Origin of the sequence: Variovorax sp. YR216 (assembly GCF_900107745.1) — a bacterium.
Classification (GTDB): domain Bacteria; phylum Pseudomonadota; class Gammaproteobacteria; order Burkholderiales; family Burkholderiaceae_C; genus Variovorax.
Map to the genome: position 1 here is coordinate 29,585 of NZ_FNRO01000021.1, position 26,082 is coordinate 55,666.

At 65.8% G+C, this 26,082-nt stretch carries 16 protein-coding genes; 14 read left to right on the plus strand and 2 right to left on the minus strand.

The features are described from left to right. Positions 1 to 52 precede the first annotated feature (52 nt). From BLW05_RS30945 to BLW05_RS30965, 5 genes are all read left to right on the plus strand, one after another. Positions 53 to 1,732 carry a DUF1302 domain-containing protein gene (locus BLW05_RS30945; RefSeq protein WP_093167902.1) on the plus strand — a complete coding sequence of 560 codons (1,680 nt, stop codon included), beginning with the start codon at positions 53 to 55 and terminating at the stop codon, positions 1,730 to 1,732. 16 nt (positions 1,733 to 1,748) lie between these two features. Further along, positions 1,749 to 3,104 carry a DUF1329 domain-containing protein gene (locus BLW05_RS30950; protein WP_093167904.1) on the plus strand — a complete coding sequence of 452 codons (1,356 nt, stop codon included), beginning with the start codon at positions 1,749 to 1,751 and terminating at the stop codon, positions 3,102 to 3,104. Positions 3,105 to 3,250: 146 nt separating this feature from the next. Continuing rightward, positions 3,251 to 4,300 carry a WD40/YVTN/BNR-like repeat-containing protein gene (locus BLW05_RS30955; protein WP_218135249.1) on the plus strand — a complete coding sequence of 350 codons (1,050 nt, stop codon included), beginning with the start codon at positions 3,251 to 3,253 and terminating at the stop codon, positions 4,298 to 4,300. 16 nt (positions 4,301 to 4,316) lie between these two features. Beyond that, positions 4,317 to 6,743, plus strand: a complete 2,427-nt coding sequence (locus BLW05_RS30960; protein WP_093168017.1) for an efflux RND transporter permease subunit — start codon at positions 4,317 to 4,319, stop codon at positions 6,741 to 6,743. Positions 6,744 to 6,795: 52 nt separating this feature from the next. Then, positions 6,796 to 7,941, plus strand: coding sequence for an acyl-CoA dehydrogenase family protein (locus BLW05_RS30965; protein ID WP_093167908.1), 1,146 nt, complete (start codon positions 6,796 to 6,798; stop codon positions 7,939 to 7,941). A gap of 535 nt (positions 7,942 to 8,476) precedes the next feature. Here BLW05_RS30965 and BLW05_RS30970 read toward each other — a convergent pair. Then, positions 8,477 to 9,658: an alpha/beta hydrolase family protein gene (locus tag BLW05_RS30970; protein ID WP_093167910.1), complete on the minus strand. Its 1,182-nt coding sequence runs from the start codon at positions 9,656 to 9,658 to the stop codon at positions 8,477 to 8,479. A 203-nt stretch (positions 9,659 to 9,861) separates the two neighbouring features. Here BLW05_RS30970 and BLW05_RS30975 point away from each other — a divergent pair, with 203 nt between their 5' ends. From BLW05_RS30975 to BLW05_RS30990, 4 genes are read left to right on the plus strand one after another with little or no spacing between them, the layout of a single operon-like run. After that, positions 9,862 to 11,493, plus strand: a complete 1,632-nt coding sequence (locus BLW05_RS30975; protein ID WP_093167912.1) for a wax ester/triacylglycerol synthase family O-acyltransferase — start codon at positions 9,862 to 9,864, stop codon at positions 11,491 to 11,493. Positions 11,494 to 11,507: 14 nt separating this feature from the next. After that, positions 11,508 to 12,278 carry an SDR family NAD(P)-dependent oxidoreductase gene (locus BLW05_RS30980; protein ID WP_093167914.1) on the plus strand — a complete coding sequence of 257 codons (771 nt, stop codon included), beginning with the start codon at positions 11,508 to 11,510 and terminating at the stop codon, positions 12,276 to 12,278. Positions 12,279 to 12,331: 53 nt separating this feature from the next. After that, entirely contained in the window at positions 12,332 to 13,933 is a 1,602-nt protein-coding gene (locus tag BLW05_RS30985; protein WP_093167916.1) for an arylsulfatase, read from the plus strand. Further along, positions 13,933 to 15,918: an alkyl/aryl-sulfatase gene (locus BLW05_RS30990; RefSeq protein ID WP_371126993.1), complete on the plus strand. Its 1,986-nt coding sequence runs from the start codon at positions 13,933 to 13,935 to the stop codon at positions 15,916 to 15,918. Before BLW05_RS30985 ends, BLW05_RS30990 begins: the two co-directional genes overlap by 1 nt. Before the next feature lie 21 nt (positions 15,919 to 15,939). Here BLW05_RS30990 and BLW05_RS36930 read toward each other — a convergent pair whose 3' ends face one another. Beyond that, the gene (locus BLW05_RS36930; protein WP_218135250.1) at positions 15,940 to 18,342 is read right to left on the minus strand and encodes a DUF1254 domain-containing protein; all 2,403 of its coding nucleotides are present in this window, start codon (positions 18,340 to 18,342) and stop codon (positions 15,940 to 15,942) included. Between the two features lie 226 nt (positions 18,343 to 18,568). On the opposite strand from BLW05_RS36930, the gene BLW05_RS31000 reads away from it, so the two are divergent. The 5 genes from BLW05_RS31000 to BLW05_RS31020 all read left to right on the plus strand — a co-directional run bounded on the left by BLW05_RS31000 (position 18,569) and on the right by BLW05_RS31020 (position 26,079). Further along, positions 18,569 to 20,224, plus strand: coding sequence for a DUF1302 domain-containing protein (locus tag BLW05_RS31000; protein WP_093167920.1), 1,656 nt, complete (start codon positions 18,569 to 18,571; stop codon positions 20,222 to 20,224). A 17-nt stretch (positions 20,225 to 20,241) separates the two neighbouring features. After that, positions 20,242 to 21,591, plus strand: a complete 1,350-nt coding sequence (locus tag BLW05_RS31005) for a DUF1329 domain-containing protein (RefSeq protein ID WP_093168021.1) — start codon at positions 20,242 to 20,244, stop codon at positions 21,589 to 21,591. Between the two features lie 135 nt (positions 21,592 to 21,726). After that, entirely contained in the window at positions 21,727 to 22,827 is a 1,101-nt protein-coding gene (locus BLW05_RS31010; RefSeq protein ID WP_218135251.1) for a WD40/YVTN/BNR-like repeat-containing protein, read from the plus strand. After that, complete coding sequence (locus BLW05_RS31015; protein WP_093167922.1) at positions 22,824 to 25,271, plus strand: efflux RND transporter permease subunit; 2,448 nt, start codon at positions 22,824 to 22,826, stop codon at positions 25,269 to 25,271. The genes BLW05_RS31010 and BLW05_RS31015 overlap by 4 nt, the downstream gene beginning before the upstream one ends. Before the next feature lie 55 nt (positions 25,272 to 25,326). Continuing rightward, complete coding sequence (locus tag BLW05_RS31020) at positions 25,327 to 26,079, plus strand: enoyl-CoA hydratase/isomerase family protein (protein ID WP_371126994.1); 753 nt, start codon at positions 25,327 to 25,329, stop codon at positions 26,077 to 26,079. The last annotated feature ends 3 nt before the right edge of the window (positions 26,080 to 26,082 follow it).

Below are 26,082 nucleotides of genomic sequence, written 5' to 3' on the forward strand. Positions count from 1 at the left end.
ATTCCCCACACGACAGATCCCTTCATCAAAGAACTACCGAGGAGATAAGCACATGGATCGTTTCAAACCGGCAAGCCGACCGAGCTTGCGCCGCAACGCATTGAGCATCGCCGCGCTGACCGTCTGTGCGGCCGCATGCGGCAGCGCGGGTGCGTTCGAGATCGACACCGGAAACGACGATGTCCAGATGCGGCTGGACAACACCGTCCGCTACAACTACGGGCAGCGCGTGCAAGAGCCAAGCCGCGTCATCATCAACAACCCCAACTATGACGACGGCAATCGCAATTTCGCCAAGGGCAACACGATCAACAACCGCGTCGACCTGTTGACCGAGTTCGACGTTGTCTATCAAAAGACCTTTGGTGCACGCCTGAGCGCCGCCTCGTGGTACGACGCTGCCTACTCTGGGGGCTTCTCCAACACCAGCCTGGCCACCCAGAACCACCTCGTCAACGGCAAGCCTGCGTTCGGCATCAGCGACTACGCGCAGCGCTACTACGAAGGCCCGTCCGGCGAAATCCTGGATGCGTTCATCTTCGGAAACACGCAGCTGGGCAGCATGCCGCTTACCGCGCGCCTGGGCCGCACGACCGTGAACTGGGGCGAATCGCTGCTCGGCCTCGGCGCCATCCACGGCGTCTCGTACGGGCAGGCCCCGCTCGATCAAGGCAAGGCACTGTCCATTCCTGGCGTCGAGGCCAAGGAGCTGTACATGCCGCGCGAACAGCTCTCCGCGACGCTGCAGGCCACGCCGGAGCTGAGCTTCGGTGCGCAGTACTTCCTGGAGTGGCGAAACACCCGCGTCCCCGAGTCGGGGACCTACCTGGGCTTTGCCGACTTCTACCTGTCCGGTGGCCAATCGCTGATCAACCCGGCCCTGCCCGGTGGACGGGCCTTTCGCGGCGCGGACATCACGCCGAAAGAGACCGGCGACTGGGGCGTGATGTCGCGCTGGAGTCCGCAGTGGCTCGACGGCACGATGGGCTTCTACGCCCGCAACTTCTCCGACACCATCCCGCAGGTCATCTTGCTGCCTGGCGCACGGAGCCAGTACTTCTTCAACTACGCGTCTGACATCGACATGTACGGCGTGAGCCTGTCGAAGCAGATTGCCGGCATCAGCTTCGGCCTCGACGCGAACTACCGTCGCAACATGCCGCTGGTCAGCGACATCGTCTCGATCAGGTCTGCGAGCCAGTTGCCGGCCCAGGGCGACACGCTGGGTGCGCGCGGCAACACGGCGCACGTCGTGCTCAATGCGATCGGATCCATCGGCGCAACGCCGCTCTTCGGCAGCGCCACGTGGTCCACAGAGTTGACGTGGAGCGAATGGCTGTCCGTGACGCAGGGGGCCCAGTACTTCAAGGGACGCGACGGCTATGTGGGCATCGACCGGGTCTCCAAGAGTGCCACTCAAATTGCGCTGAACTTCACGCCCACCTGGTACCAGGTCTTCCCGGGCATGGATCTGTTCATGCCGCTGAGCTACTCCCTCGGTCTGTCGGGCAACTCGGCCGTGGCGACGGGCGGCAGCAAGAACGCCGGCAGTTTCGGCGTGGGCCTCGGACTGGATGTGTACAGCAAGTACCGGTTCGACCTGAAGTATGTCGGCTACTTCGGCGACCTCGCGCTCAACCCAGCCGGCACGGTGGTTTCGGCCGCCAACGGCACCCAGGCCTTGCTCAAGGACCGGGGCGCCGTCTTTTTCACTTTCAAGACCACGTTCTAGAACGGAGACATCGAGCATGAAGAAACTGACCACAGCATGGGTCTGCGCGGGGTTGCTGTCCGCGCCGTTGGGTGCGGCCCTCGCGGCGGTGTCCGCGGACGAAGCCAAGAAGCTGGGCGCCGAACTCACCGAGGTCGGCGCCGAGAAGGCCGGCAACAAGGACGGCACCATTCCTGCCTACACGGGCGGGCTCACCACGCCGCCCGCAGGCTACGACAAGGACAAGGGGGTTCGCCCCGATCCGTTTGCCAGCGAGAAGCCGCTGGTGCAGATCGACGCGAAGAACGTCGACAAGTTTGCCGACAAGCTCACCGAGGGGACCAAGGCGCTGATGAAGGCCAACGCCGACTTCCGCGTCGACGTGTATCCGACGCACCGCACGGTCGCGTATCCGGCTTCTGTTCTGGAGAACACGGTCAAGAACGCCACGCGCGGCAAGCTCTCGGACAACGGCCTGGGCCTGACCGGCGCGCGCGGCGGCATTCCTTTTCCCATTCCGAAGAACGGCAATGAGGTGATGTTCAATCACATTGCCCGGTGGCAAGGCGTGTCCACTGTCATGCCGAAATACTCGGCCTACAACGTCGATGCCGCAGGCAAGCTGGTGTTGAGCACGCAGGGCGTGTGGACGGTGGAGCTTCCCTTCTACGACGACAGCAACGCTGCGTATCCGACCCTCTTCACGCGCGCCAAGGCCAACTACACAGGGCCCGCCCGCCGGGCGGGGGAGGCGGTGATGACCAACGACTTCGTCGATGAAGGCAAGGGTCGGCGCGCCTACCAGTACCTGCCCGGTCAGCGCCGCGTTCGCCTGGCACCCGACCTCGCTTACGACACGCCCAACTCGAGCACCGGAGGCATGTCGACCATCGATGACATCTACCTCTTCAACGGCAGCCAGGATCGCTTCAACTTCAAGCTCGTGGGCAAGAAGGAGATCTACGTTCCCTACAACGACTATCGCTTTGTCTATCACGACAAGCCGGAGGACTTGTTCAAGGCCAAGTTCATCAATCCGGACTTCGTGCGCTGGGAGCTGCACCGCATGTGGGTGGTGGAAGCTACGCTGAAGGAGGGCGCGCGCCACATTTATTCGCGTCGCACCTTCTATGTGGACGAGGACAGCTGGATGATCCTGGCCTCCGACCAGTACGACGGGCGCGGCCAGCTCTGGCGCCCGGGCTTCGCCTACCTCACGCAGCACTACGAGTCGGCGGTGCCGAGCAATGCGGTGTCGGGCCACTATGACCTGATCGCCGGTACCTACTACATCAACCAGTGGCCGGGTGCCAACGGCATCAAGGTGCTCAACACCCTGCAGTCCGATTCGATGTGGACTTCCGACGCCCTGGCGTCCCAAGGGGTCCGCTGAGTTTGCGGGGCACGGTGCGTCCGTGCCCTTACCGATTTCATCCGGGAGCACGGCCGGACCACCTGCGCCGTCGCCCCCGTCTTCTCTTCTCGGAGCAACCCATGTCGTTGCACATCCTCAGACTGCTTCGATGGTCGCTCGCTGGCATGGCCGTGCTCGCGGGCACGGCCATGAGCCAGCCGGCCTTCCAGTCGCCCTTGACTCTGCCTTCGGCCCCCAGCGCCCTGGCCGGCCGCGCCCCCGTCAATGCCCTGGCCATGGCCGGCACGCGCCTGGTATCCGCCGGCCAACGCGGCCACATCCTGTTCTCCGACGACGAGGGCAAGACCTGGACGCAAGCGGCGGTGCCTGTCAGTTCGGACCTCACCGCCATCTTCTTCGTCGATGCCCGCCAGGGCTGGGCCGCCGGCCATGAGGGCGTGATCCTTCACAGTGCCGACGGCGGCGCGACCTGGCAACTGCAACTCGACGGTCAGCGGGCCGCCCAACTGGTGGTGCACCAGTACGGGCAACCTTCGCAGCCCGCCGATGCCTCGGCCGAACGCCTCGCGCGCGACGCAGCCACTTTCGCCGCCCAAGGCGCGGACAAGCCTTTCCTCGACATCTATTTCGAGAACGAGCGGGAGGGCTTCGCCATCGGCGCCTTCAACCTGATCCTGCGCACCGAAGACGGTGGCCAGCGCTGGACGCCGTGGCTGGATCGCGTCGACAACCCCGACGCCCTGCACCTGTATGCCATGCGGCCCGCCGCAGGCACGCTCTTCATGGTGGGTGAGCAGGGCCTGACGCTCAAGCTCGACCGCGAGAGGGGTCGGTTCGTCCGCGTGCCGCTTCCCTACAAGGGAACCCTGTTCGGCGTTCTCGGCACGCCGCAGATGGTGATGGTGTTCGGTCTCCGCGGTAACGCCTGGCGCAGTACCGACGGCGGCGCGAGCTGGACGCGAACAAACACCGGCGTGAACGCGGGCCTCGCCGGCGGCACGGCGCGCAGTGACGGTTCGATCCTGCTGGCCAGCCAGGCCGGACAACTGCTGCGCAGCACGGACGACGGTGCCAGCTTCGATCGCGTGGCGCTGGGTCGCGTCGCACCCGTGTTTGCGCTCGCCGCTTCCACCACCCAGGCCGTGGCCCTGGGAGGACCGGACGGCGTGCGCATGGAATGGCTGAAAAACAAGGAGGCAAGTCGTGCTCAGTGACAACAACATCCAGGCCATGCCGGTGATCCGGGACCTGAAAGACTTCGACTCGCGCAGCGGAAGCCTCTTCGAGCGGCTCATCTTCAATCACCGCCTGATGGTGGTCGCGCTGTGCGTGCTGGCCACGGTGCTGCTGGGCTGGCAGGCGACCCGGCTCACGCTCAACGCGGCCTTCGAGAAGACCATTCCTCATCACCAGCCCTACATCCGCAACTTCCTGGACAACCGCGCCGAGCTCAAGGGGCTGGGCAATGCCGTCCGCGTGGTGGTCGAGAACAAGCGCGGCGACATCTTCGAGCCGGCCTACCTGCAGGCGCTCAAGCAGATCAACGACGAGCTCTTCCTTACACCGGGGGTGGACCGCGCCAACGTGAAGTCGCTATGGATGCCGGTGGTGCGCTGGAACGAGGTGACTGAGGAAGGCTTCACCGGTGCGCCGGTGATGCCCGACCGCTACGACGGCTCCCCCGCCAGCACCGAACAGCTGCGGCAGAACATCGCCCGCGCGCAGATCCTGGGCAGCCTGGTGGGGACCGACTGGCGTTCCAGCATGATCTTCGTGCCGCTGCTCGACAAGGACCTACGCACCGGTGCGCCTCTGGACTACCAGGCGCTCTCGCAGCGGCTGGAGGACATCCGCGGCCGCTTCGCGCAGGCGGGCGGCGCCGACGTAGACATCCGGATCGTCGGCTTCGCCAAGGTCGTGGGTGATCTGCTTGACGGTCTCACGCAGGTGATGGGGTACTTTGCCGTCGCGGCCGCGATTGCCGCCGCCATCCTCTACGGCTGGACGCGCTGCGTGCGCAGCACGGCGCTGGTGCTGGGTTGCTCGCTGGTGGCAGTGCTGTGGCAGCTCGGGTTGGTCACGGTGCTGGGCTACGAGCTCGACCCGTATTCGATCCTGGTGCCCTTTCTCGTGTTTGCCATCGGCGTGAGCCATGGCGCGCAGAAGATGAACGGCATCATGCAGGACGTGGCACGCGGCACGCATCGCCTGGTGGCGGCACGCTACACCTTCCGGCGCCTGTTCTTAGCGGGCCTCACGGCACTCGTGGCCGATGCGGTGGGCTTCGCGGTACTGATGCTGATCGACATCCCGGTGATCCAGGAGCTCGCGATCACGGCCAGCCTCGGCGTGGCGCTCCTGGTGGTCACCAACCTGGTGCTGCTGCCCGTGATGCTGTCCTACACCGGCGTCAGCCCGAAGGCGGCCGAGCGCAGCCTGCGTGCCGAGCAGCGCGAAACGGGCGGCATGTGGCGATGGCTGGAGCGGTTTGCAGAGCGGCGCTGGGCCTCGACAGCGCTTGCTGTGGCAGCCGTGCTGGCCGTGGCCGGGTTTGCCGTCAGCACGCACCTGCGCGTGGGCGACCTCGACCCGGGCGCGTCCGAGCTGCGCCCCCATTCGCGCTACAACCTCGACAACGCCTACATCAACGGCAAGTACTCCTTGTCGAGCGATCAGTTCGCGGTGATCGTCAAGACACCCCCCGAAGGCTGCCTGACCTACCAGACGCTGATGGAAGCCGACCGCCTCGGCTGGGCACTGCAACAGGTGCCGGGCGTACGGAGCACGGTGTCGCTCGCCGACGCGGTGCGCAAGATCACCGCCGGCTCCTACGAGGGCAACCCAAAGTGGATGAGCATCTCTCCCAACCAGGATGTGCTGAACTACGCCGCGCGCACGGCCATCACGAGCAACCCCGAGCTGTTCAACACCGAATGCTCGGTAATGCCGGTGATCGCCTACCTGGCCGACCACAAGGCCGACACGCTGGAGCGCATGGTGAAAGCGGCCGGGACCTTCGCCGAGGCGCACAGTACGCCGGAACACCAGTTCCTTCTTGCAGCCGGCAGCGCCGGCATCGAGGCCGCGACCAACATCGTGGTCAAGCAGGCCAACGTGAGCATGCTCATTTACGTGTATGCGGCCGTGATCGTGCTGTGCTTCATCACTTTCCGGTCCTGGCGTGCGGTGGTGGTGGCGGTGCTGCCGCTGGCTCTCACGTCCGTCCTGTGCGAGGCGCTGATGGTGATGCTGGGCATGGGCGTGAAAGTCGCAACGCTGCCTGTGATCGCCCTGGGGGTGGGCATCGGCGTGGACTACGCGCTGTACCTGCTGAGCATCCAGCTGGCGCGGCAGCGCGCGGGTTGCACGCTGGCCGAGGCCTACCGCGACGCCTTGCGCTTCACCGGCAAGGTGGTGGCATTGGTGGGCGTGACCCTGGCGGCGGGCGTGTTCACTTGGGCGTGGTCGCCGATCAAGTTCCAGGCGGACATGGGGATCCTGCTCACGTTCATGTTCCTCTGGAACATGCTGGGCGCACTGGTGCTCATTCCCGCGCTGTCGCACTTCCTGCTGCGGGATGTCTCTGCAAGTCGTGCGCCAAGTCATCCGGAGACCCTTACTGGCGAAGGGTGCGCAGCTACGGTGGTCCAGCCTTGAGACAGGACAGGTGGCTCCCTCCGCACACGCAGAACCCCTTTTTGGACATCCCATGACAGATACCTCTTCCGCCTTCCTGAGCGAACAGGAAACCATGATCCGCGACAGCGCCCGCAAGGTGGCGCAGGAAGTCGTGGCGCTTACCGCTGCCGAACGTGACCGCACCGGCGCCTGGCCGCGCGATGAACTGAAGACCGTTGGCGAACTCGGCTTCATGGGCATGCTTACGCCCGAGGTCTATGGCGGCTCGGGTGCGAGCTTTGTCGAGTACTGCCTGGCGATCGAGGAATTCGCCGCGGCCGATGCCGGCTTCGCGACGCTGATGCACGTGCACAACTCGGTTGGATTCACGATCTCGAAGGCCGGGACCGAGGCACAGAAGCGCAAGTATCTCGGCAGGCTCGCAACCGGTGAGCATATCGGCGCCTTCCTGTTGAGCGAGCCGCACGCCGGCTCCGACACGGCGGCCTTTCGCACCTTCGCGCGGCGAGAGGGATCGCACTACGTGCTCAACGGCAGCAAGCAGTTCATCTCCAACGGCAGCGAGGCCGCCGTAGGGCTGGCGCTGGCTGTGACCGACAAGGCCTCGGGAAAAAACGGCAGCAGCCTGCTGATCGTCGACGGCAAGGCCGCGGGCTACAAGGTTGCGCGCGTGGAGCACAAGCTCGGACAGCGCTCCGCGCACGTGGCGCAGATTCAGCTCGACGACTGCCGCGTGCCGGTGGAGGACATCGTCGGCGAGGAGGGCTCGGGCTACAGGCGCATCATGGCCTCGCTCTCTGAAGGGCGCGTGGCCATCGCAGCCGTGGCCATCGGCACCGCGCGCGCCGCGCTCGATGCGGCGGTGAAGTACGCCAAGGAGCGCGAGGCCTACGGCGCGCCCATCATCAGGCTGCAGGGCGTCAGCTTCGATCTCGCCGACATGGCGACCCAGGTCGAGGTGGCGCATCAGTTCATGCTGCACGCGGCGCGCCTGTGCGAGGCAGGAATCCCTTGCGCGAAGGAGGCCGCGATGGCCAAGCTGTTTGCCAGCGAGATGGCCGAGAAGGTCTGCTCCGATGCCCTGCAGATCCACGGTGGCTATGGCTATCTCAACGACTTCCCGGTGGAGCGCTATTACCGGGACGTGCGCGTCACCAAGATTTATGAGGGCACGAGCCACATTCAGAAGCTCATCATCGGACGCAGCCTGGTTTGAGCCAGGTGAAGATGGTGTCAGGCCGGCTGATTCATCCATCTGCCCTGACGGCAGTCGAGGCTCGACCTCGACTCTCGAGAGACATACCTAGACATGCTGAGTTCCGCTCGCAGCCCACCTGCGGAAGTTTGAACGGGAGAGCGTGAAGGGCTACTTTCGCACTGCGGAGCGGAAGTTCAGGTCGAAGAGTCGAGAGACGGCAGGGGGTCCTACTCTGCCCTCCGAGGGCGACCCTCGTTCTGCAGGTGTGCAGCGACAGCAGTCGACCGGGAGGGCAGTGCGGAACTGCTCCTTCGTGCCCCTTGCAGACATCTGGGTGAGCTTGTCGAACTGGAGCAACCGGCCATATGCCAACGGCCGCTTGCGCGAGTATTCCCGTCGTAGGGAGGATCGCTGCGAAGTTGCTCGGACGACTTCAATTTCGACATCAGGCGGATCCCCGTGCTTTCAGAAAGAACTCCTTGCCCGACGCGTGAGACGAAATGATGCAGACCGGCTGGCGTCAGGTGCTAGATGCCGAGATAGTGGGATCTGGCTACTGCTGGCTCCACCGATCGATATGCACCCGCATACGCCGTAGGTAGTCGTCGCGTCCGAGGTGCAGCAGGTGGCTGCCTGCGAACCAGTGCATGGTGCTGCGCGGCCAGTGGTGGTGCAGCAGCTCGACATGGCGAGGCCTCGTGACAATGTCACCCGCGCCGCCGATGATCAGGACCCGTTCACCCGCCATCGGTGATTCGTAGCTGAGGGGGTTGTGGACCGCGACGAGCCCTCGCATCTCGGCCACACCCACACCCTGGCTTCGCATCAGGCTCGACAGCAGCATGCCGGTGGGCTGCCAATCGAGGAACGCGTCGATCGGGCTCACCCCGGGCACCACGGGAATGCAGTAATCCAGCCGGTCGTCGACGCTCGCCAGCAGTGCTGCCGTATATCCGCCGAGCGAGATGCCGGCGGCGCCGATCCGCTCGACCCCGCGCGAACGAAACAGGTCGATGAACACGCGCAGGTCGTGAATCGCCTGCAAGGTCACTTCGTTGAAGTGCAGCAACCCGTTGCCGAACACGCCGTAGCCCCGGAACGGCGCGCAGGGTTCTGCGCGAGGGCCGTGGTGCGGGAAGGTGAAGAGCAGGATGTCGTGCCCGGCGTGGTAGAGCGAATGCAGCGCCAGTGCGCTCGCGTTCACCCATGGCATGTCGGCTGCGAAGCCATGAAGCACGATCAACGTCGGCCGCGGCGTGTCGCCATGGCACCAATGCTCCGCATGCGAGACGGCATTGCGCTTCAGACGCGCAAAGCCCGGCGCTGCAGCGGGGTTCAACGGAACGAAAGGACTCGTGAAGCGCAGCTCGCGGCGCTTGATCTCTGTGCCCCGCCACCATGTCGAGCAGAGGGGGCGTGCCTCGATCGGAACGTCCTTCGGTGGCGCAACGAACACACGCGTGGCGTCGCCCGCGCGCGCCAGCGGCTCGTAGAAGCGCAACGCCTCGAACTCCCGGGCGACGCGGCCCGGCTCTGACAGCGACGTCGTCATCGCCGTGGCCACCGCGGTCGCCAACGGGACGCGAACGAACCGCTCGAGCGCGGCGACGCTCTGCACCTGCAGCCAATGGCTGGCGTCGAGTTCCGTGTCGCCGATATGTCCGCGGAAGTCGTCCGGCAGTTGCTCCCACCAGGGAGAACCTGGTGTGCCGTTCCTTGCTTGTGTGGGTCTCATTGATCTGTGCAACGGTCGTGAAGGGAGTGAGGTTGCACCGACCATAGGGGCAAGCGGCCCCGCCACCTCCCTTCCTTTTTGGGGGGGAGCCGTTGTTGCGGATGCGCGCGGATCGCAGGAAACCCACCCAAAAGGGGGTGGAACAGGCAAGGCGCCCGAGACCTACGCTACATGCCGAAGAACACCCCCAGACCCAAGCAACCATGAACGACAAGCTCTCCGGCCAGGACGCCATGTTCCTGCACGTCGACCAGCCGCATGCCGCCTCGCACGGCATGATGCTTTACATCTACGACCAGTCGCCCCTCGGCGGCAAGACGCTCGGCTTTCGCGAGATCGTCCGCCACATCGAAAGCCGCCTCGATGCATCGCCCGTGCTTCGCCGCAGGATCGTCCAGGTGCCCTACGGCCTGGGCTATCCCTTCTGGGTCGATGATGAGCTGTTCGACATCGACTTCCACGTGCGGCACTTCGCGCTGCCCAAGCCCGGTGACTGGCGGCAGTTCTGCATCATGGTGTCGCGCATCCATGCGCGCTCGATCGACCTTGCGCGGGCGCCGTGGGAGATGTACGTCATCGAGGGCCTCGACAACATCGAAGGCATCCCGAAAGGCAGCTTCGCGGTGTTGAGCAAGATCCACCACGCGGCGATGGACGGCATGGCGGCCGTGGAGCTAACCTGGGCGCTTCACGAAGTCCAGCGCGCAGCGGGTGGCCGGCAGCCCGTGGTCGATCCGGCCCATCCGGTGCCGTCGCAGTCCGCCAGCTTGAAGGTCGTCGACACATTGAGCCGGGCCTTCGTCGACAACCTCTTGGGGCTCAGCCGTATGGCTGCCCCGTTGGCGCAGGTCCTGTCGCGCGCGACCTTGGCGCGCATGGGCACACTGCTGCAGCTCGGCAAGGGCACTGAACTGACCGCGCCCCAGACCCGCTTCAACGCCGACGTGGTGGCGAATCGTGTGTGGGATTCGGTGACCTTCGACCTCGCCGAGGTCAAGAAGATCAAGAGTGTGGTGCCGGGAGCCACCGTCAACGATGCGCTGATCGGGATCATCGGCGGCGCGATGCGCCGCTACCTGGCGTCGAAGGGCGAGTTGCCGGAACGTTCGATGTGGACGATGGCACCGGTGAACACGCGGGAGGAGGGCGCGAAGGAAACCGCCGCCGGCAACACCATCGCGATGCTGCGCTTTCCGATGGGCACAGACATCGAGGACCCCATCGCCCGCCTCGAGGCGGTGCACGCGGCGACTGTCGAATCGAAGGAAATGCAGAAGGCGATCGGCGCCAAGCAGCTCACGGACATCCAGAAGTTCGCGCCGCCCGCGACGCTCGGGCTGGCGGGCCGGCTCGCGGCGGCGACCGGGTCGGGCGGCAAGGGGCCACTGGTGCTTCACAACTGCCTGGTGACCAACGTGCCGGGACCGAACGCGCCCCTGTACATGCTGGGCGCCAAGCTCATCCACTGGGGCGGTGTGGGACCGGTGACGGACGGCATGTCGCTGATCTGGAATCCGACCAGCTACTGCGGCAAGGTGTTCATTTCGCTCACGAGTGCGCCCAACGTGGTGCCGGACCCGGAGTTTCTCGCGAACTGCCTACGCGAGTCGTTCGAGGAGACGAGGGCCGCCGCCGCCGCTGTCGCGGCAACGGCGCTGCCGGCCTTGAAGGCTGCCGATGGCAGGAAGACCGCTGCGAAGAAGACACCGGCCAGGAAATTGCCGGCGAAGAAGGTCGCGGCCGCGCCGATCAAGCCGGCCGCCAGGAGGCCGGTTGTCGCTGTGAAGAAGGCAACCGCCCGCAAGGTAGCGGCTTCCGTGCCTGTCGAGCAGTAAGGAAGGAAGCAGACATGGATCTCGGCGCAATGCTCGCGGGCAAGCGGGTGCTGGTGACCGGCGCCTCGTCGGGGCTCGGTGAGAACTTCGCGCGGCTGGCCGCCGGCTGCGGGGCCAAGGTGGTGATCGCGGCGCGGCGCAAGGCGCGCCTCGACGCGCTGGCCGACGAACTCGGCCGCCTCGGCTCGCCGCAGGTGACGGTCGTGGAGATGGACGTCGCTTCGGAAGCATCGATCGCGGATGCCTTCGCCGCGATCGACGCGTCGGGCGACCTGCTCGACGTCGTCGTCAACAACGCCGGCATCGGCACCGCGGGCGAGGCGCTCACGGTGTCGACGAAGGACTTCGATGCGGTGATGACCACCAATGTGCGCGGCGCCTTTCTGGTCGCCCTGCGAGCCGCGCGGCGGTGGAAGGAAGCGGGCCGCGGCGGTTCGATCGTCAACATTGCTTCGATCCAGGGCGAGCGCGTCAAGCACAGAGTCACGCCGTATTCGATCTCCAAGGCGGCGGTGGTGCACATGACGAAGAGCCTGGCGCTCGAATGGGCGGAGCACGGCATCCGCGTCAACGCGATCGAGCCGGGCTACATCGGCACCGAGATGACCGATGGCATGTGGGAGACGGAACAGGGCAAGGCGCTGATCCAGCGCATTCCGATGCGCCGCCTCGGCAAGCCCGAAGAGCTCAATGGCTTGCTGCTGTTGATGGCGACCGATGCAGGCGCGTGGATGACGGGTGCCTGCGTGCCGATCGATGGCGGGCATCTCTGCTCGACTCTGTAGGACGTACGAAGCCGGCCGGACGAGGCACCCGGCCCACGATAAGGAGACAGTTCATGGTCAACAGCATCAGGCGGGCACTGCACGCAGCCGGCGTGGTCGTTGCGCTCATGGGGCCGGCGCTGGCGACGGCGCAGCCCGCGAGGCAGCCCAACATCCTCGTCATCTGGGGCGACGATGTCGGCTGGCAGAACGTGAGTGCCTACGGCATGGGCACCATGGGCTACACCACGCCGAACATCGACAGCATCGGCATGGAGGGCATCCGCTTCACCGACCACTATGGCCAGCCCTCATGCACGGCCGGCCGCGCGGCCTTCATCACCGGGCAGTACCCAATCCGCTCGGGCATGACAACGGTCGGCCAGCCTGGCGACAAGCTCGGCATCCAGGCCGCCTCGCCCAGCCTGGCCGAGGTCTTGAAGAAGGTTGGCTATCGCACCGGTCAGTTCGGCAAGAACCACTTGGGCGACAACAACGCCAATCTGCCGACCGTGCATGGCTTCGACGAGTTCTACGGCAACCTCTACCACCTGAACACCGAGGAGCAGCACGAGTACCTGGACTACAAGGCATACGCCAACAAGTACCCCGGCGGCCCCAAGGCCTACGCACAAAAATTCGCGACGCGCGGCGTTCTGCACACGGTCGCGACCGCCCAGGACGATGCAACGGTAGACCCGCGCTTCGGCCGCGTCGGCAGGCAGACCATCGAGGACACCGGGCCGCTCACGATGAAACGCATGGAAGATTTCGATGCGGAGGAACTGATCCCCCGGTCGATCGACTTCATGGAGCAATCGAAGAAGGCGGACAAGCCTTTCTTCGTCTGGCTCAACACGACCCGCATGCACATGTACACCCACCTCAACGAGAAGTGGCGCTATGCGGCCGCGAAGTACACGCACGAGGGCGACCTGCACGGCAGCGGCATGCTCCAGCACGATCACGACATCGGTCTGGTGCTCGACTACCTCAAGAAGAGTGGCCTCGACAAGAACACCATCGTCTGGTACTCCACCGACAACGGGCCCGAGCACTCGTCGTGGCCGGACGGCGCGACCACGCCATTCCGCGGCGAGAAGATGACGACCTACGAGGGCGGCGTGCGCGTGATCTCGATGCTGCGCTGGCCGGTCCTGGTCAAGCCTGGCCAGATCAAGAACGGCATCCAGGCACATCAGGACATGTTTACGACCTTCGCCGCCGCGGCAGGCGTGCCCGACGTGGCCGAGCAGGTCAAGCTGGAGAAGAAACAGTACATCGACGGTGTGAACAACCTCGACTACTGGACCGGCAAGTCGCCCGAGAGTGCGCGCAACAGCTTCCTCTACTACATCGAGAGCAAGCTGACGGCGGTGCGCATGGGCCCGTGGAAGCTGCACTTCTCGACCAAGGAGGACTACTACTCGCCCGTGCAGCCGCTGTTCGCACCGTTGATGTTCAACCTGCGCAGCGATCCTTTCGAGAGCTACGCCAGCAAGGACTCGTACGGCCATCTGGTTCAGAAGAATTCATGGATCTCCGGGCCGATGGGCGAGCTGATCGGTGCGCACCTGAAGACGTTGGCCGAGTATCCGCCGGTGCAGACCGCGAAGTCTTTCGATCGGTCGAACCTCGTGCAGGACTTCCTGCAGAACTTCAAGCGGCAGCAATGATGAACAGGCAACTCACGCCCGTGGCGGCCGCGATCGCATTCGCGCTGGCCTTCCATTCCATCCGCGCCGCGCCGGTCGATGGCGCATCCGCGTCGTCCGCCAAGGCCGCGAGTGCGGCGACGGCCTCGCGCAACGCCGCGGTGCTCCAGCAGTTGCCATTTGGCGACCGTGCCGATTTCGAAGCGGCGCGACGCGGCCTGATTGCGCCATTCGAGGGAAAGATCAGGAACGCCAACGGCGAGGTCGTGTGGGACTCGCACGCCTACGACTTCCTGCTCGATGACACCGCGCCGGCCACCGTGAATCCGAGCCTCTGGCGGCACGCGCAGCTCAATTCGAACGCCGGCCTTTTCAAGGTGACCGACCGGGTCTACCAGCTCCGCGGCATGGACCTCGCCAACATGACGGTGATCGAGGGCGACCGCGGGTTGATCGTCATCGATCCGCTGATGAGCACCGAGACGGCGCGCGCCGCGCTCGCGTTGTACCGGAAGTACCGTCCGGCCGCACCAGTGGTCGCCGTGATCTACACGCACAGCCACGTCGATCACTTCGGCGGCGTGCGCGGTGTGGTCGACGAAGCCGACGTGAAGGCCGGCAAGGTGAAGATCTACGCGCCCGCAGGCTTCCTGGGGCATGCGATCAGCGAGAACCTGTTCGCCGGCACCGCCATGTTCCGCCGCGGCATGTATCAGGGCGGCTCGACTCTGCCGCGCGGCGCACTTGGCCAGATCGACGCGGGGCTTGGCAAGGGTGCGCCGCGCAGTGCGACGATCACCTTGATCCCGCCGACGAACCTCATCGCGAAGGACTTCGAGACGCATGTCGTCGACGGCGTGCGCATCGAGTTCCAGCTCACTCCGGACACCGAGGCGCCTTCGGAGATGAACCTCTACCTGCCCACGCTGCGGGCCCTGTGCATGGCCGAGAACGTAGCGCGGACGATGCACAACGTTCTCACGCCGCGCGGCGCGCTGGTGCGCGATGCCAAGGGCTGGTCGCGCTACCTCGACGACAGTCTGGTGCGCTATGGCGACAAGGCCGAGGTGCTGTTCGCGCAGCACGGCTGGCCCACCTGGGGAGGGGAGGGCATCCGCACGCTGTTGGCCGATCAGCGCGACATGTACGCGTTCATCAACGACCGCACGCTGCACCTGATGAACAAGGGGCTGACGCCGAACGAAATCGCCGAGGCGATCCAGAAGCTGCCGGGCGAGCTGGACAAGAAGTGGTACGCCCGCGGCTATTACGGCGTGCTCAGCTTCAATGTGCGAGCGGTCTACCAGCGCTATCTGGGCTTCTACGACGCCAACCCGGCCAACCTGGACCCGTTGCCGCCCGTCGATTCGGCCAGGCGCTACGTCGCCGCGATGGGCGGGTCGGCATCGGTGCTCGCGCTGGTGCGCGACGCCATCGCCAAGGGCGATTACCGCTGGGCGGCGCAGATCGGCAATCACCTCGTCTTTGCCGAGCCTGACAACAAGGAAGCGCGCGAGGCGCAGGCCGAAGCGCTCGAGCAGCTCGCCTACCAGAGCGAGGCGGCCACCTGGCGCAACATGTACCTCTCGGGCGCCAGCGACCTGCGGCAAGGCGTGCCGGAACTGGCGACACGCGCGACCGAAGACCTCGTCAAGGCCGCGACGCCGGCGATGTTCTTCGACTTCCTGGCGGTGCGGCTCGACACCGAGAAGGCACAGGGACACGACATGACGCTCAACTGGCGCTTCGACGATGTCCACCAGTCGTTCGCGCTGACCTTGCGCAATGGCGTGCTCACGCAACGCGAGGGCACGCAGCACGCGAAGTCCGACGTCTCGGTGCGCATGAACAAGTCCGTGCTCGACCGCATCAGCCTGCGGCAGCTCGACTTCGCTACTGCGCTCAGGCAGGGCGACATCCGCGTCGAAGGCAATGCCGGCAAGCTGACCGAACTGCTCGGCATGCTGTCCACCTTCAAGCCGGCTTTCAACATCGTCACGCCCTGAGCCCTTCCTGACGAGGCGCGCTCAGTTCACTGCGCGTGCCTGCGGGAACGTCCACCGGCCGTCGAGGATCTCCGCGCGCGGACGGTACAGCCGCACCAGGTAGTTCCATCGCGGCGTGAGCGGCAGGCAGTTTGCGACCACGCCATCGCAGCCGCCGAACTGCACCGCCACGGAGCCGTCCTCGCCCTTTGCCGCGGTGATGCTGTTGATCGTGTAGGCGTCGAGTCTGTTCGGCTCGAAGTAGCCCTGCGCGTTGTAGACGCTGATCGACCAGAACGCATCGACCGGCACGTCCTTGACCACCAGCCGGTGGACGGTGCTGCCGTCGTTGCGTGCCGGCGCGACGCTTAGGTAGGTGGCGTCCTTCTCCGGATTGCCGCCCCAGGCCGTCGCCGAGGCGATCAGGTGGCGAATGGGATCGACCTGATTGCGCAGGCCGAAGCTGCGCTTCAGGTCCGGCACGGTCGAGCCGAGTGCGAGCAACGCGTCGCGGACTTTCTTCTGGCTCACCGGGTCCCAGTTGGGCAGCTCGAAACTCCCCTTGGCCGCCTGGCGTGACACGATGGCGTCCTGCAGCGCGTGGGCCTGCCTGAGGTCCTCGGGGTCGGAGGGGTCAACGAGCGTGCGGATGCCGATCAGCACATAGCGCGTGCCGACCGATTCGCGGCTGAAGGTATAGGTGCCCGCCTGGTAGATCACCCGGGGGGTGTAATGGTCCTCGTTGAAAGACTGCATCGACATGAAGCGCTTGCCCGCATCGGGCAAGGTCACGGTGACCGCGCCAGCGTCGAGATCGAAGACCGCGTTGGAATAGAGCGTGTCGCGGTTCATCCGCACCACGAGCTGGCGATCGACGGATGCGAGCGCGCGGTTATGGCGGAACTGGCCGAAGCCCCCGTTCCGCGCGACGTTGGTGAAGTACCAGTGCGACTCTGCGCGCGTGAAGTTCTCGACGGTCACCGGCACGGTCGCGGCGGTCGTTGGCTCGGCACGTTCGATCTCCGGCTTCTTCCATCGCCCGCTCGTGATCTCCGGCTTCGGCCAGAACAACCGCAAGGCCATCAGGAAAGGCCCCTCCGGCGCGGGAAGCCAGTTCGATTCCTTGTCCTTGCCCGGTGATTCGCGCTGGATGTAGAGCGTGAGCCCGCCATCGGCATCGCGCTGCAGCTGCGGCAGCATCGGCGAGTTGACGAGGTAGCGGTCGATCGGATTGGCGACCAACAGGCGCGCGGGAAGTCGGTACATCGTGAGCGACCAGAAGGCATTCACGGGTGGAAGTTGATCGGCCTTGAAGCGCAGCACATACCGGTTCGCGCCATCGAGCCTCTGGCCGGTGGCATCGGCGTAGTAGCCCTGGTAGACCGCCTCTTCCTTCGAGTTGCCATAGATGCCGGCCACGGTGCCGCGCATCCGGTGGAGATAGTTGTTCCCGAGTTGCTCGCGGCTGCCGAGAAGCTCGCCGCTACCGAGTTGTCCTGCGGCGGCCAGCTTCTCCAGCTTTGCCTGCTCGGCCCACGCGTCGGCAACGCCGTCCTGCACAGCCTGTCGCAGTTCGGGCGACAGCGCCTGGGCGTCGAAGGCGAGCCCAGCGCCGATGCCGAGCCGGGCAAAGCGCTGCATCAGCTCGCGTTCGGAAGGGTGAGTCGGGCAGAAGCGCAGAACGAAATTCAGCACGTCGAAGAATTCGAGCGAGCTGCGCTCCTGCTCGATGGTGAGTGGCTTGATGAAATCGATCCTGGCGGCAGCTGCCGGCGCGGGCGTCCCGAGGTACGCAGACAGGGGTTGCACCTTGTAGCCGGCCTGCACTTTCCTGACGTTCTCGATGTCGGCTGGGCCCGAGAGCTGCGTGCGGTAGAACACGAAAGCGAATTCGGTCTCGGACCGGATCACGTCCTTGATCCCAGCGGGCTTGGTGCCGTTCCAGCCCGGCCCTGCGAGCAGGTAGTTGCCGGCTTCATTGCCCGTGGCGCGGCTGCCGACATAGGCGAAGTTGTGGGTGTAGGCGTCGATGAACTGCGCGCCGTAGTAGCGCTTGCCCTCGACAGCCGGCATGGTCAGCACCAGCGGCTCGGCGCGCAGGTCGGCACCGACGTAGGAGTAGGGCGTGTCCGAGTTGGGCGTCTGGATCGCCTTGTCCTCGGGCGTGAAGACTCTCGCTTCGTTCCGGATCGTGTTCCACGGCGCCTTGAATTCGGCGTTCTCGCGGTCGACGAAGAACGCGTGCTGGATGCGGTAATGGTCGACCAGCGAATAGCCGTAGACGTACGCCTCCTTCGCGATGGCCCTTGCCTCGGCAGGCGTGAGGTCCTTCGCCGGGGCTGCCGAAGCCACGCCGCATGCGCCGATGGCGACTGCGCCGAGCGCCGCCACCTCAATCAATCGGCGCGCCCAACGCAGGCCGATGTTTCTGAGTCGTCCTTCCACTGTGTCTCCTGTCTTTCCGTTAGGGATTGCCGCGTCGCAGCCGCGTTCGAGCTGCGCGCCATGTGAGCGTAGGGACGCGATCGCGAACCACGTCCCCCCCTCTTTGGACGGGTGAGGGAAAAGCCGGATGCGGTTATCCCGCCTCTCAAGAAAGGGGGGGATGCGCCGGGTGCACTGCGCCTTAACTTTGCGCGGCTCAAGAAACCATCACAGGAGAAGAATCAGCATGACGAAACACCCGGGAATTCGCCGGCAGGCGCTCAGTGCGGCGGCCCTGGCTTTGTGCGCAGGCACGTGGATGAGCGCGCACGCGTTCGAGTTCGACACCGGCAACGACGATCTGCAGGTACGGTGGGACAACACCGTGCGCTACAACTTCGGGCATCGCGTGCAGGGCCAGGATCCGGTGATCCTGAAGAACCTCAACGCCGACGACGGCGACCGCAACTTCGGCAACCACAGCACCGTCAACAACCGGGTTGACCTGCTCAGCGAATTCGACGTGGTCTACCAGCGGAAATTCGGTGCACGCGTGAGCGGCGCCGGCTGGTACGACAACGCCTACTCGGGCAGCTTCGACAACACGAGCCTTGCGACTTCCAACCACGTGGTCAACGGCCAGCCGGCGCTGGGGCTGAGCAATTACACCGATCGCTACTACAAGGGCCCCTCGGGCGAGGTGCTCGATGCCTTTGTCTTCGGCGGTTTCGACATTGGCAACATGCCCTTGAGCCTGCGCGTGGGCCGCCATACGGTGAACTGGGGCGAGGCTTTGCTCGGCGGTGGAGCCATCCACGGCATTACCTACGGGCAGGCGCCGCTGGACCTGGCCAAGTCCTTTGCCAGCCCCGGCATCGAAGCCAAGGAACTCTATCGACCGCTGAACCAGATCAGCAGCACGCTGCAGGCGACGCCCGAACTGTCGTTCGCGGCGCAGTACTTCCTTCAGTGGGATGCGAGCCGCTTCCCCGAAACCGGCAGCTACCTGGGCTTCAACGATGCACTGCAGAACGGCGGCGAATCGCTGCTGCTGGCACCGGGCGTGCGAGCGTTCCGCGGCTCGGACCTGACGCCGAAGAACAGCGGCGACTGGGGCCTGATGTCGCGCTGGAGCCCGCAATGGCTGGACGGCACTGTGGGTGCCTACGTGCGCAACTTCTCCGACAAGCTGCCGCAGCTCGTCGTGAAGGCCGCCGCCCCGCGCCAGTACTTCCTGACGTACGGCGACGAAATCGACATGTACGGCCTCAGCCTGGCCAAGCAGATCGCCGGCGTGAGCATCGGCGCCGACCTGAATTACCGCAAGAACATGCCGCTCAACAGCGACGTGGTGCAGATTAACTCGCTGTCGCAACTGCCCGCGGCGGGCGACCTGCTGGGCGCGCGGGGCAACACGCTGCACGGTGTATTGAATGCGATCGGTTCGGTGCCCTCGACGCCACTTTTCAATAGCGCCTCGTGGTCGACTGAATTGACTTGGAACCGCTGGACCTCGGTCACGCAAGGTGCCCAGTACTTCAAGGGCCGCGACAGCTACACGGCGATCGACAAGGTCAGCAAGGACTATTTTGGCCTCGCGCTGAACTTCACGCCGACCTGGTACCAGGTGTTCCCGGGCGCCGACCTCTCGATGCCGCTGAGCTACTCGGTCGGCCTGAGCGGCAACTCCGCGGTGGCCTCGGGCGGCAACAAGAACGCCGGCAGCTTCGCGGTGGGCCTGGGGCTGGACCTGTACAGCAAGTACCGCTTCGACCTCAAGTACATCGGCTACTTCGGCGACTACACGCTCGCTGCCAACGGCGCCATCGCGGTCGCCAACGGCACCTTCACCTACCTGCGCGATCGCGGCGCAGTTTTCCTGACCTTCAAGACCACGCTTTGAGCGGAGACAAGACCATCATGAACAAGACAGCAGCAACCCTGCTTTGCGCCGGCGCATTGGCCGCGTATGCGGGAACCATCCAGGCCGCGGTGTCGGCCGACGAGGCGAAGAAGCTCGGCGCCGAGCTCACCGCCGTCGGTGCCGAGAAGGCCGGCAACAAGGAAGGGACCATCCCCGAATACACCGGCGGCCTCACCACGCCGCCCGCAGGCTTCGACAAGTCGAAGAACGTGCGGATCGATCCCTTCGCGAGCGAGAAGCCCCTGTACTCGATCGATGCGAAGAACATGGACAAGTACGCCGACAAGCTCAGCGAAGGCACCAAGGCGCTGATGAAGGCCAATGCGGACTACCGCATCGATGTCTACCCGACGCACCGCACCGCGGCCTATCCGAAGTTCGTGCTCGACAACACGTTGAAGAACGCGACGCGCGCTAAGCTCGATGCCAAGGGCGACCTGGAAGGCGCCCGCGCCGGCATCCCGTTCCCAATCCCCAAGAGCGGCGTGGAGGCGATGCAGAACTTCGTCGCGCGCTATCACGGCATGACCTTCCTGGTGCCGAAGTTCAGCGCCTACAACTCCGACAGCGCGGGCAAGGTCACGCTGGCTTCGCAGGGCGCCTACCTGCAGGAAAGCGTCTATTACGACGAAGCGAAGACCGAGCTCACCCTGCTCAACCGCGTGCGCACCGACTACACCGGCCCGGCCCGGCGTGCCGGCGAGGCCATCATGGTGGTGGACGCCATTGACAGCGAGCGCGGACGCCGCGCATGGCAGTACCTGCCGGGCCAGCGCCGCGTGCGCCTGGCGCCCGACCTCGCCTACGACACCCCGAACCCGTCGACCGCCGGCATGGCCACCTATGACGACGTGAACCTGTTCAACGGGCGCATGGACCGCTTCGACTTCAAGCTGGTGGGCAAGAAGGAGGTCTACGTTCCCTACAACACCTACCGCTTCACCTACAACGACAAGCCCGAAGAGGTGTTCCAGGCCAAGTCGATCAACCCCTCGGTCGTGCGCTGGGAGCTGCACCGCGTGTGGGTCGTCGATGCGACCTTGAAGGAAGGCAAGCGCCATGTCTATTCGCGCCGCACCTTCTACCTGGACGAGGACAGCTGGGCTGCGCTCGCCAGCGACCAGTACGACGGGCGCAACCAGTTGTGGCGCGCGGGCTTCGCGTACCTGACCCAGTCGTACGACATGCCGGTGCCCACCACGCTGACGGCCGGCCACTACGACCTCATCGCCGGCACCTACTACATGAACATCTGGCCGGGCACCGGCGGCGTGAAGCTGTCCGACACCCATCTGCCGGACGCGTCCTGGACCGGCGACGCCCTCGCGAGCCAGGGCGTGCGCTGACCTGAAACCTCACCCACGCATCCGTGCGCGCGATGCGCCGCGGGCGCGGCCACCACGGCTGCCGATGCAGTGGCGGGCCGGCGCCCGCGCATGCGCGTTTGCGCGCTTCCGATGCCCGTGCAAGAAAGGCCCATCGTGCCCCATCACCCCGCCAAACCGATTGCGGCCGCCGTGCTTGCCGCTGTCCTCGCCGCATCGAGCGCGGCTGCCACAACCTTCCTTCCGCCTTCCGAAGTGCCCGCCGCGCGCAGTGGATTGGCCCAGCGCACGCCGATGAATGCGCTCGCGCGCGCGGGTGAGCGCAATGTCGTCGCGGGGCAGCGTGGCCACATCCTCTATTCGGACGCCGCAGGTACCTGGACCCAGGCCGATGTGCCCCTGAGCGCCGACCTGACGGCGTTGAGTTTTCCGACGGCGCAGCAGGGCTGGGCGGTCGGACACGAGGGCGTCGTGCTGCACACCTCCGATGGCGGCGTGACCTGGCAGCGGCAGCTCGACGCGCAGAAGATCACCCGGCTGCTGGTCGAACGCTACGGCACGCCCGCCAACCCCGACGATGCCGCCGCACAGCAACTGCAGAAGAGCGCGGCGGGCTTTGCCGCCTTGCCGGCCGACAAGCCCCTGCTGGATGTCTGGTTCGAGGACGAGAAGAAGGGCTTCGCGGTCGGTGCCTTCAACCTGATCCTTCGCACCGAGGACGGCGGCAAGAACTGGACGCCCTGGCTCGACCATGTCGACAACCCCAAGGGCCTGCATCTCTATGCGATCCGGCCGGCCGGCGGATCGGTCTTCATCGTGGGCGAGCAGGGACTCGTGCTGCGGCTGGACCGCGAGCGCCAGCGCTTCGTGCGCGTTGCACTGCCCTACGAGGGCACCCTGTTCGGCGTGGTCGGCACGCAGGACATGGTGCTCGTCCACGGACTGCGCGGCCATTCCTTCCGCTCCATGGACGGCGGCGCGAACTGGACGCGCGTCGAGACCGGCACCACGGCCGGGCTCTCCAGCGCTGTCGTGCGCGCCGACGGCTCCGTGGTGCTCGCCAGCCAGGCGGGCGAGGTGCTGCTGAGCACGGATGCCGGCGCAAGCTTCGCCCGCATCAATACCACCCAACAGGCACCGGTCTTCGCCGTCGCCGAAGCGGGCCAGGGCGGCCTGGCGCTCGCCGGATTCCGCGGCGTTCGGATCGAGCGCCTCGATGCAGTGAAACAGGACGGGGCCAACGCCCGCAAGCCATGAATACGAACGACGTGAACCACACGATGCCGGCCATTGCCGAGCTCAAGGATTTCGACCGCAACTCGGGCAACCGCTTCGAACGGCTCATCTTCAACCACCGGCTGCTGGTGCTCATCGCGTGCGCGCTGGCCACGCTGGCGCTGGCCTGGCAGGCGACGCATCTGCGCCTGAACGCCGCGTTCGAGAAAACCGTCCCGCACCACCAGCCTTACATCCGCAATTTTCTCGACAACCGCGACGAACTGCGGGGCCTCGGCAATGCGGTGCGCGTGGTCGTGGAGAACCAGCGCGGCGAGATCTTCGACCCGAACTACCTCCAGGTGCTCAAGCAGATCAACGACGAGCTGTTCCTCACGCCCGGCGTGGACCGGGCCAACGTCAAGTCGCTGTGGATGCCGGTGGTGCGGTGGAACGAGGTCACCGAAGAAGGCTTCACCGGCGGGCCGGTGATGCCGGACAACTACGCCGGATCTCGCAAGGACATCGAGCAGCTTCGGCAGAACATCGCGCGCGCGCAGATCCTGGGCAGCCTGGTCGGCAACGACTTCCGCTCGAGCATGATCTACGTGCCGCTGCTGGACAAGGACGTGCGCACCGGCGCGGCGCTGGACTATCGCGCGCTGTCCGATCGCCTCGAAGCGATCCGCGCGAAGTATTCGGGCGCGCACGGCGATGCCGAAGTCTCGATCCACATCGTCGGCTTCGCTAAGGTGGTGGGCGACCTGCTGGACGGGCTCGACCAGATGGTGATCTTCTTTGCGGCGGCCGCGGTGATCGCCGCGCTCATCATCTTCGGCTGGACGCGGTGCGTGCGCAGCACGGCGCTGGTGTTGGCGTGCTCGCTGGTCGCGGTGGCGTGGCAACTGGGGCTGGTGACCTGGCTCGGCTACGACCTCGATCCGTACTCGATCCTTGTGCCCTTCCTCGTGTTCGCGATCGGCGTGTCGCACGGCGCGCAGAAGATGAACGGCATCATGCAGGACGTGGGCCGCGGAACGCATCGGCTCGTGGCCGCGCGCTACACCTTCCGGCGCCTGTTCCTCGCCGGGCTCACGGCGCTGGCCGCCGATGCGGTGGGCTTCGCGGTGCTGATGCTGATCGACATCCCGGTCATCCAGGAGTTGGCCGTCACGGCCAGCATCGGCGTCGCGCTGCTGGTGGTGACCAACCTCGTGCTGCTGCCGGTGCTCCTGTCGTACACCGGCGTGAGTCCCGAGGCCGCCGCGCGCAGCCTGCGCGCCGAGCAGCGCGAGGCCGGACCGCTCTGGCGCACGCTGGAGCGCTTCACCGAGCGGCGCTGGGCCTCGGTGGCGCTGGCCGTGTCCGCAGTGCTCGCACTCGGTGGCTTCGCGATGAGCACGCACCTCAAGATCGGCGACCTCGACGCCGGCGCTTCGGAGTTGCGGCCGGGCTCGCGCTACAACCTCGACAACACCTACATCACGAGTCGCTATGCCCTGTCGAGCGATCCCTTCGCGGTGATCGTCAGAACGCGGCCCGAAGGCTGCCTCGAATACCCGACCCTGGTCGAGACCGATCGCCTCGGCTGGGCCTTGCAGCAGGTGCCGGGCGTGCAGACGACGGTGTCGCTGGCCGACGCGGTGCGCAAGGTCACCGCCGGTTCGTACGAGGGCAGCAACAAGTGGCTGACCCTGTCGCCCAACCAGGAGATCCTGAACTACGCGGTGCGCACCGCGGTCACGGGCAACCCGGACCTGTTCAACACCGAATGCTCGGTGATGCCGGTGATCGCGTACCTGTCCGACCACAAGGCCGAGACGCTGGAACGCGTGGTCGCCGCGGCCGACGGCTTTGCCCGTGCGCACAGCACGCCCGAGCGGCAGTTCCTGCTGGCGGCCGGCAGTGCCGGCATCGAGGCCGCGACCAACATCGTGGTGAAGCAGGCCAACACGACGATGCTGCTGTACGTCTATGCCGCGGTGATCGTCCTGTGCTTCATCACCTTCCGGAGCTGGCGCGCGGTGGTGGTGGCCGTCGTGCCGCTCGCGATCACCTCGGTGCTGTGCGAGGCGCTGATGGTGGCGCTGGGCATGGGCGTCAAGGTCGCGACGCTTCCGGTGATCGCGCTGGGCGTCGGCATCGGCGTGGACTATGCGCTCTACCTGCTGAGCATCCAGCTCGGGCAGCAGCGCGCCGGCGCATCGCTGAAGGACGCATACCGCCACGCGCTGCGCTTCACGGGCAAGGTGGTGGCGCTGGTCGGCGTGACGCTGGCGGCGGGCGTGGTGACCTGGGCCTTCTCGCCGATCAAGTTCCAGGCCGACATGGGCATCCTGCTGACCTTCATGTTCCTGTGGAACATGCTCGGCGCGCTCGTCCTGATCCCTGCGCTCTCGCACTTCCTGCTGGGGGGCGCCCGCCTTCGCGCGCCCTCCCTCTCCCCCCTTGAAAGGGGAGGCGCATCCGGGGCGATCGCCTCCTAGACTGAATCCAAGACGGATGACATCAAGGAGATACGTCGTGAGTGTTTCGTTCGAAATGAAGGCGCAAGTGGGCTGGATCACCCTGGAGCGACCCAAGGCGATGAACGCCCTGACCCGCGAGATGGTCGAAGCCATGACGGCGACGCTGTTGCAGTGGCGCCAGGACCCGGCGGTGCGCGTCGTGGTGCTGACCGGCGCAGGCGCGGCGTTCTGTGCGGGCGCCGACCTCAAGCAGGCCGGTGACCCGGTGGATGCGGGCGAGAAGGACTACCTGGACGTCATCGTCGACTTCTTCAACCTGCTGCGCGCCTTTCCCAAGCCGGTGATCGCGGCGGTCAATGGCCTGGCACTGGCCGGCGGTCTGGAAACGGTGATGTGCTGCGACCTGGTGATCGCCGGGCAGGGCGCGCGCTTCGGCGACGCGCATTCCAACTTCGGCGTGTTCCCCGGCGGCGGCGGCGCGGCGATCCTGCCGCGCAAGGTGCCGGCCAACGTGGCCAAGTACCTGCTCTTCACCGGCGACTCGCTGCCGGCGGAAGAGATGCGGCGCTACGGCCTCGTCAACGAGGTCGTCGCCGATGCGGAACTTGCGGTGCGCGCCCAGGCCCTCGGCGAGAAGCTCGCCACCAAGAGCCCCCTCGTGCTCTCGCGCATGAAGCGCGTGGCCAACGAAGCGGCCGACAAGTCGGCGCGCGACGCGCTGCGCGACGAAGAACTCGAACTGCGCAACCACCAGCGTTCCTGGGACATCCAGGAGGGGCTCGCCGCCTTCACCGAGAAGCGCAAGCCGCAATTCCGCGGCTATTGATGA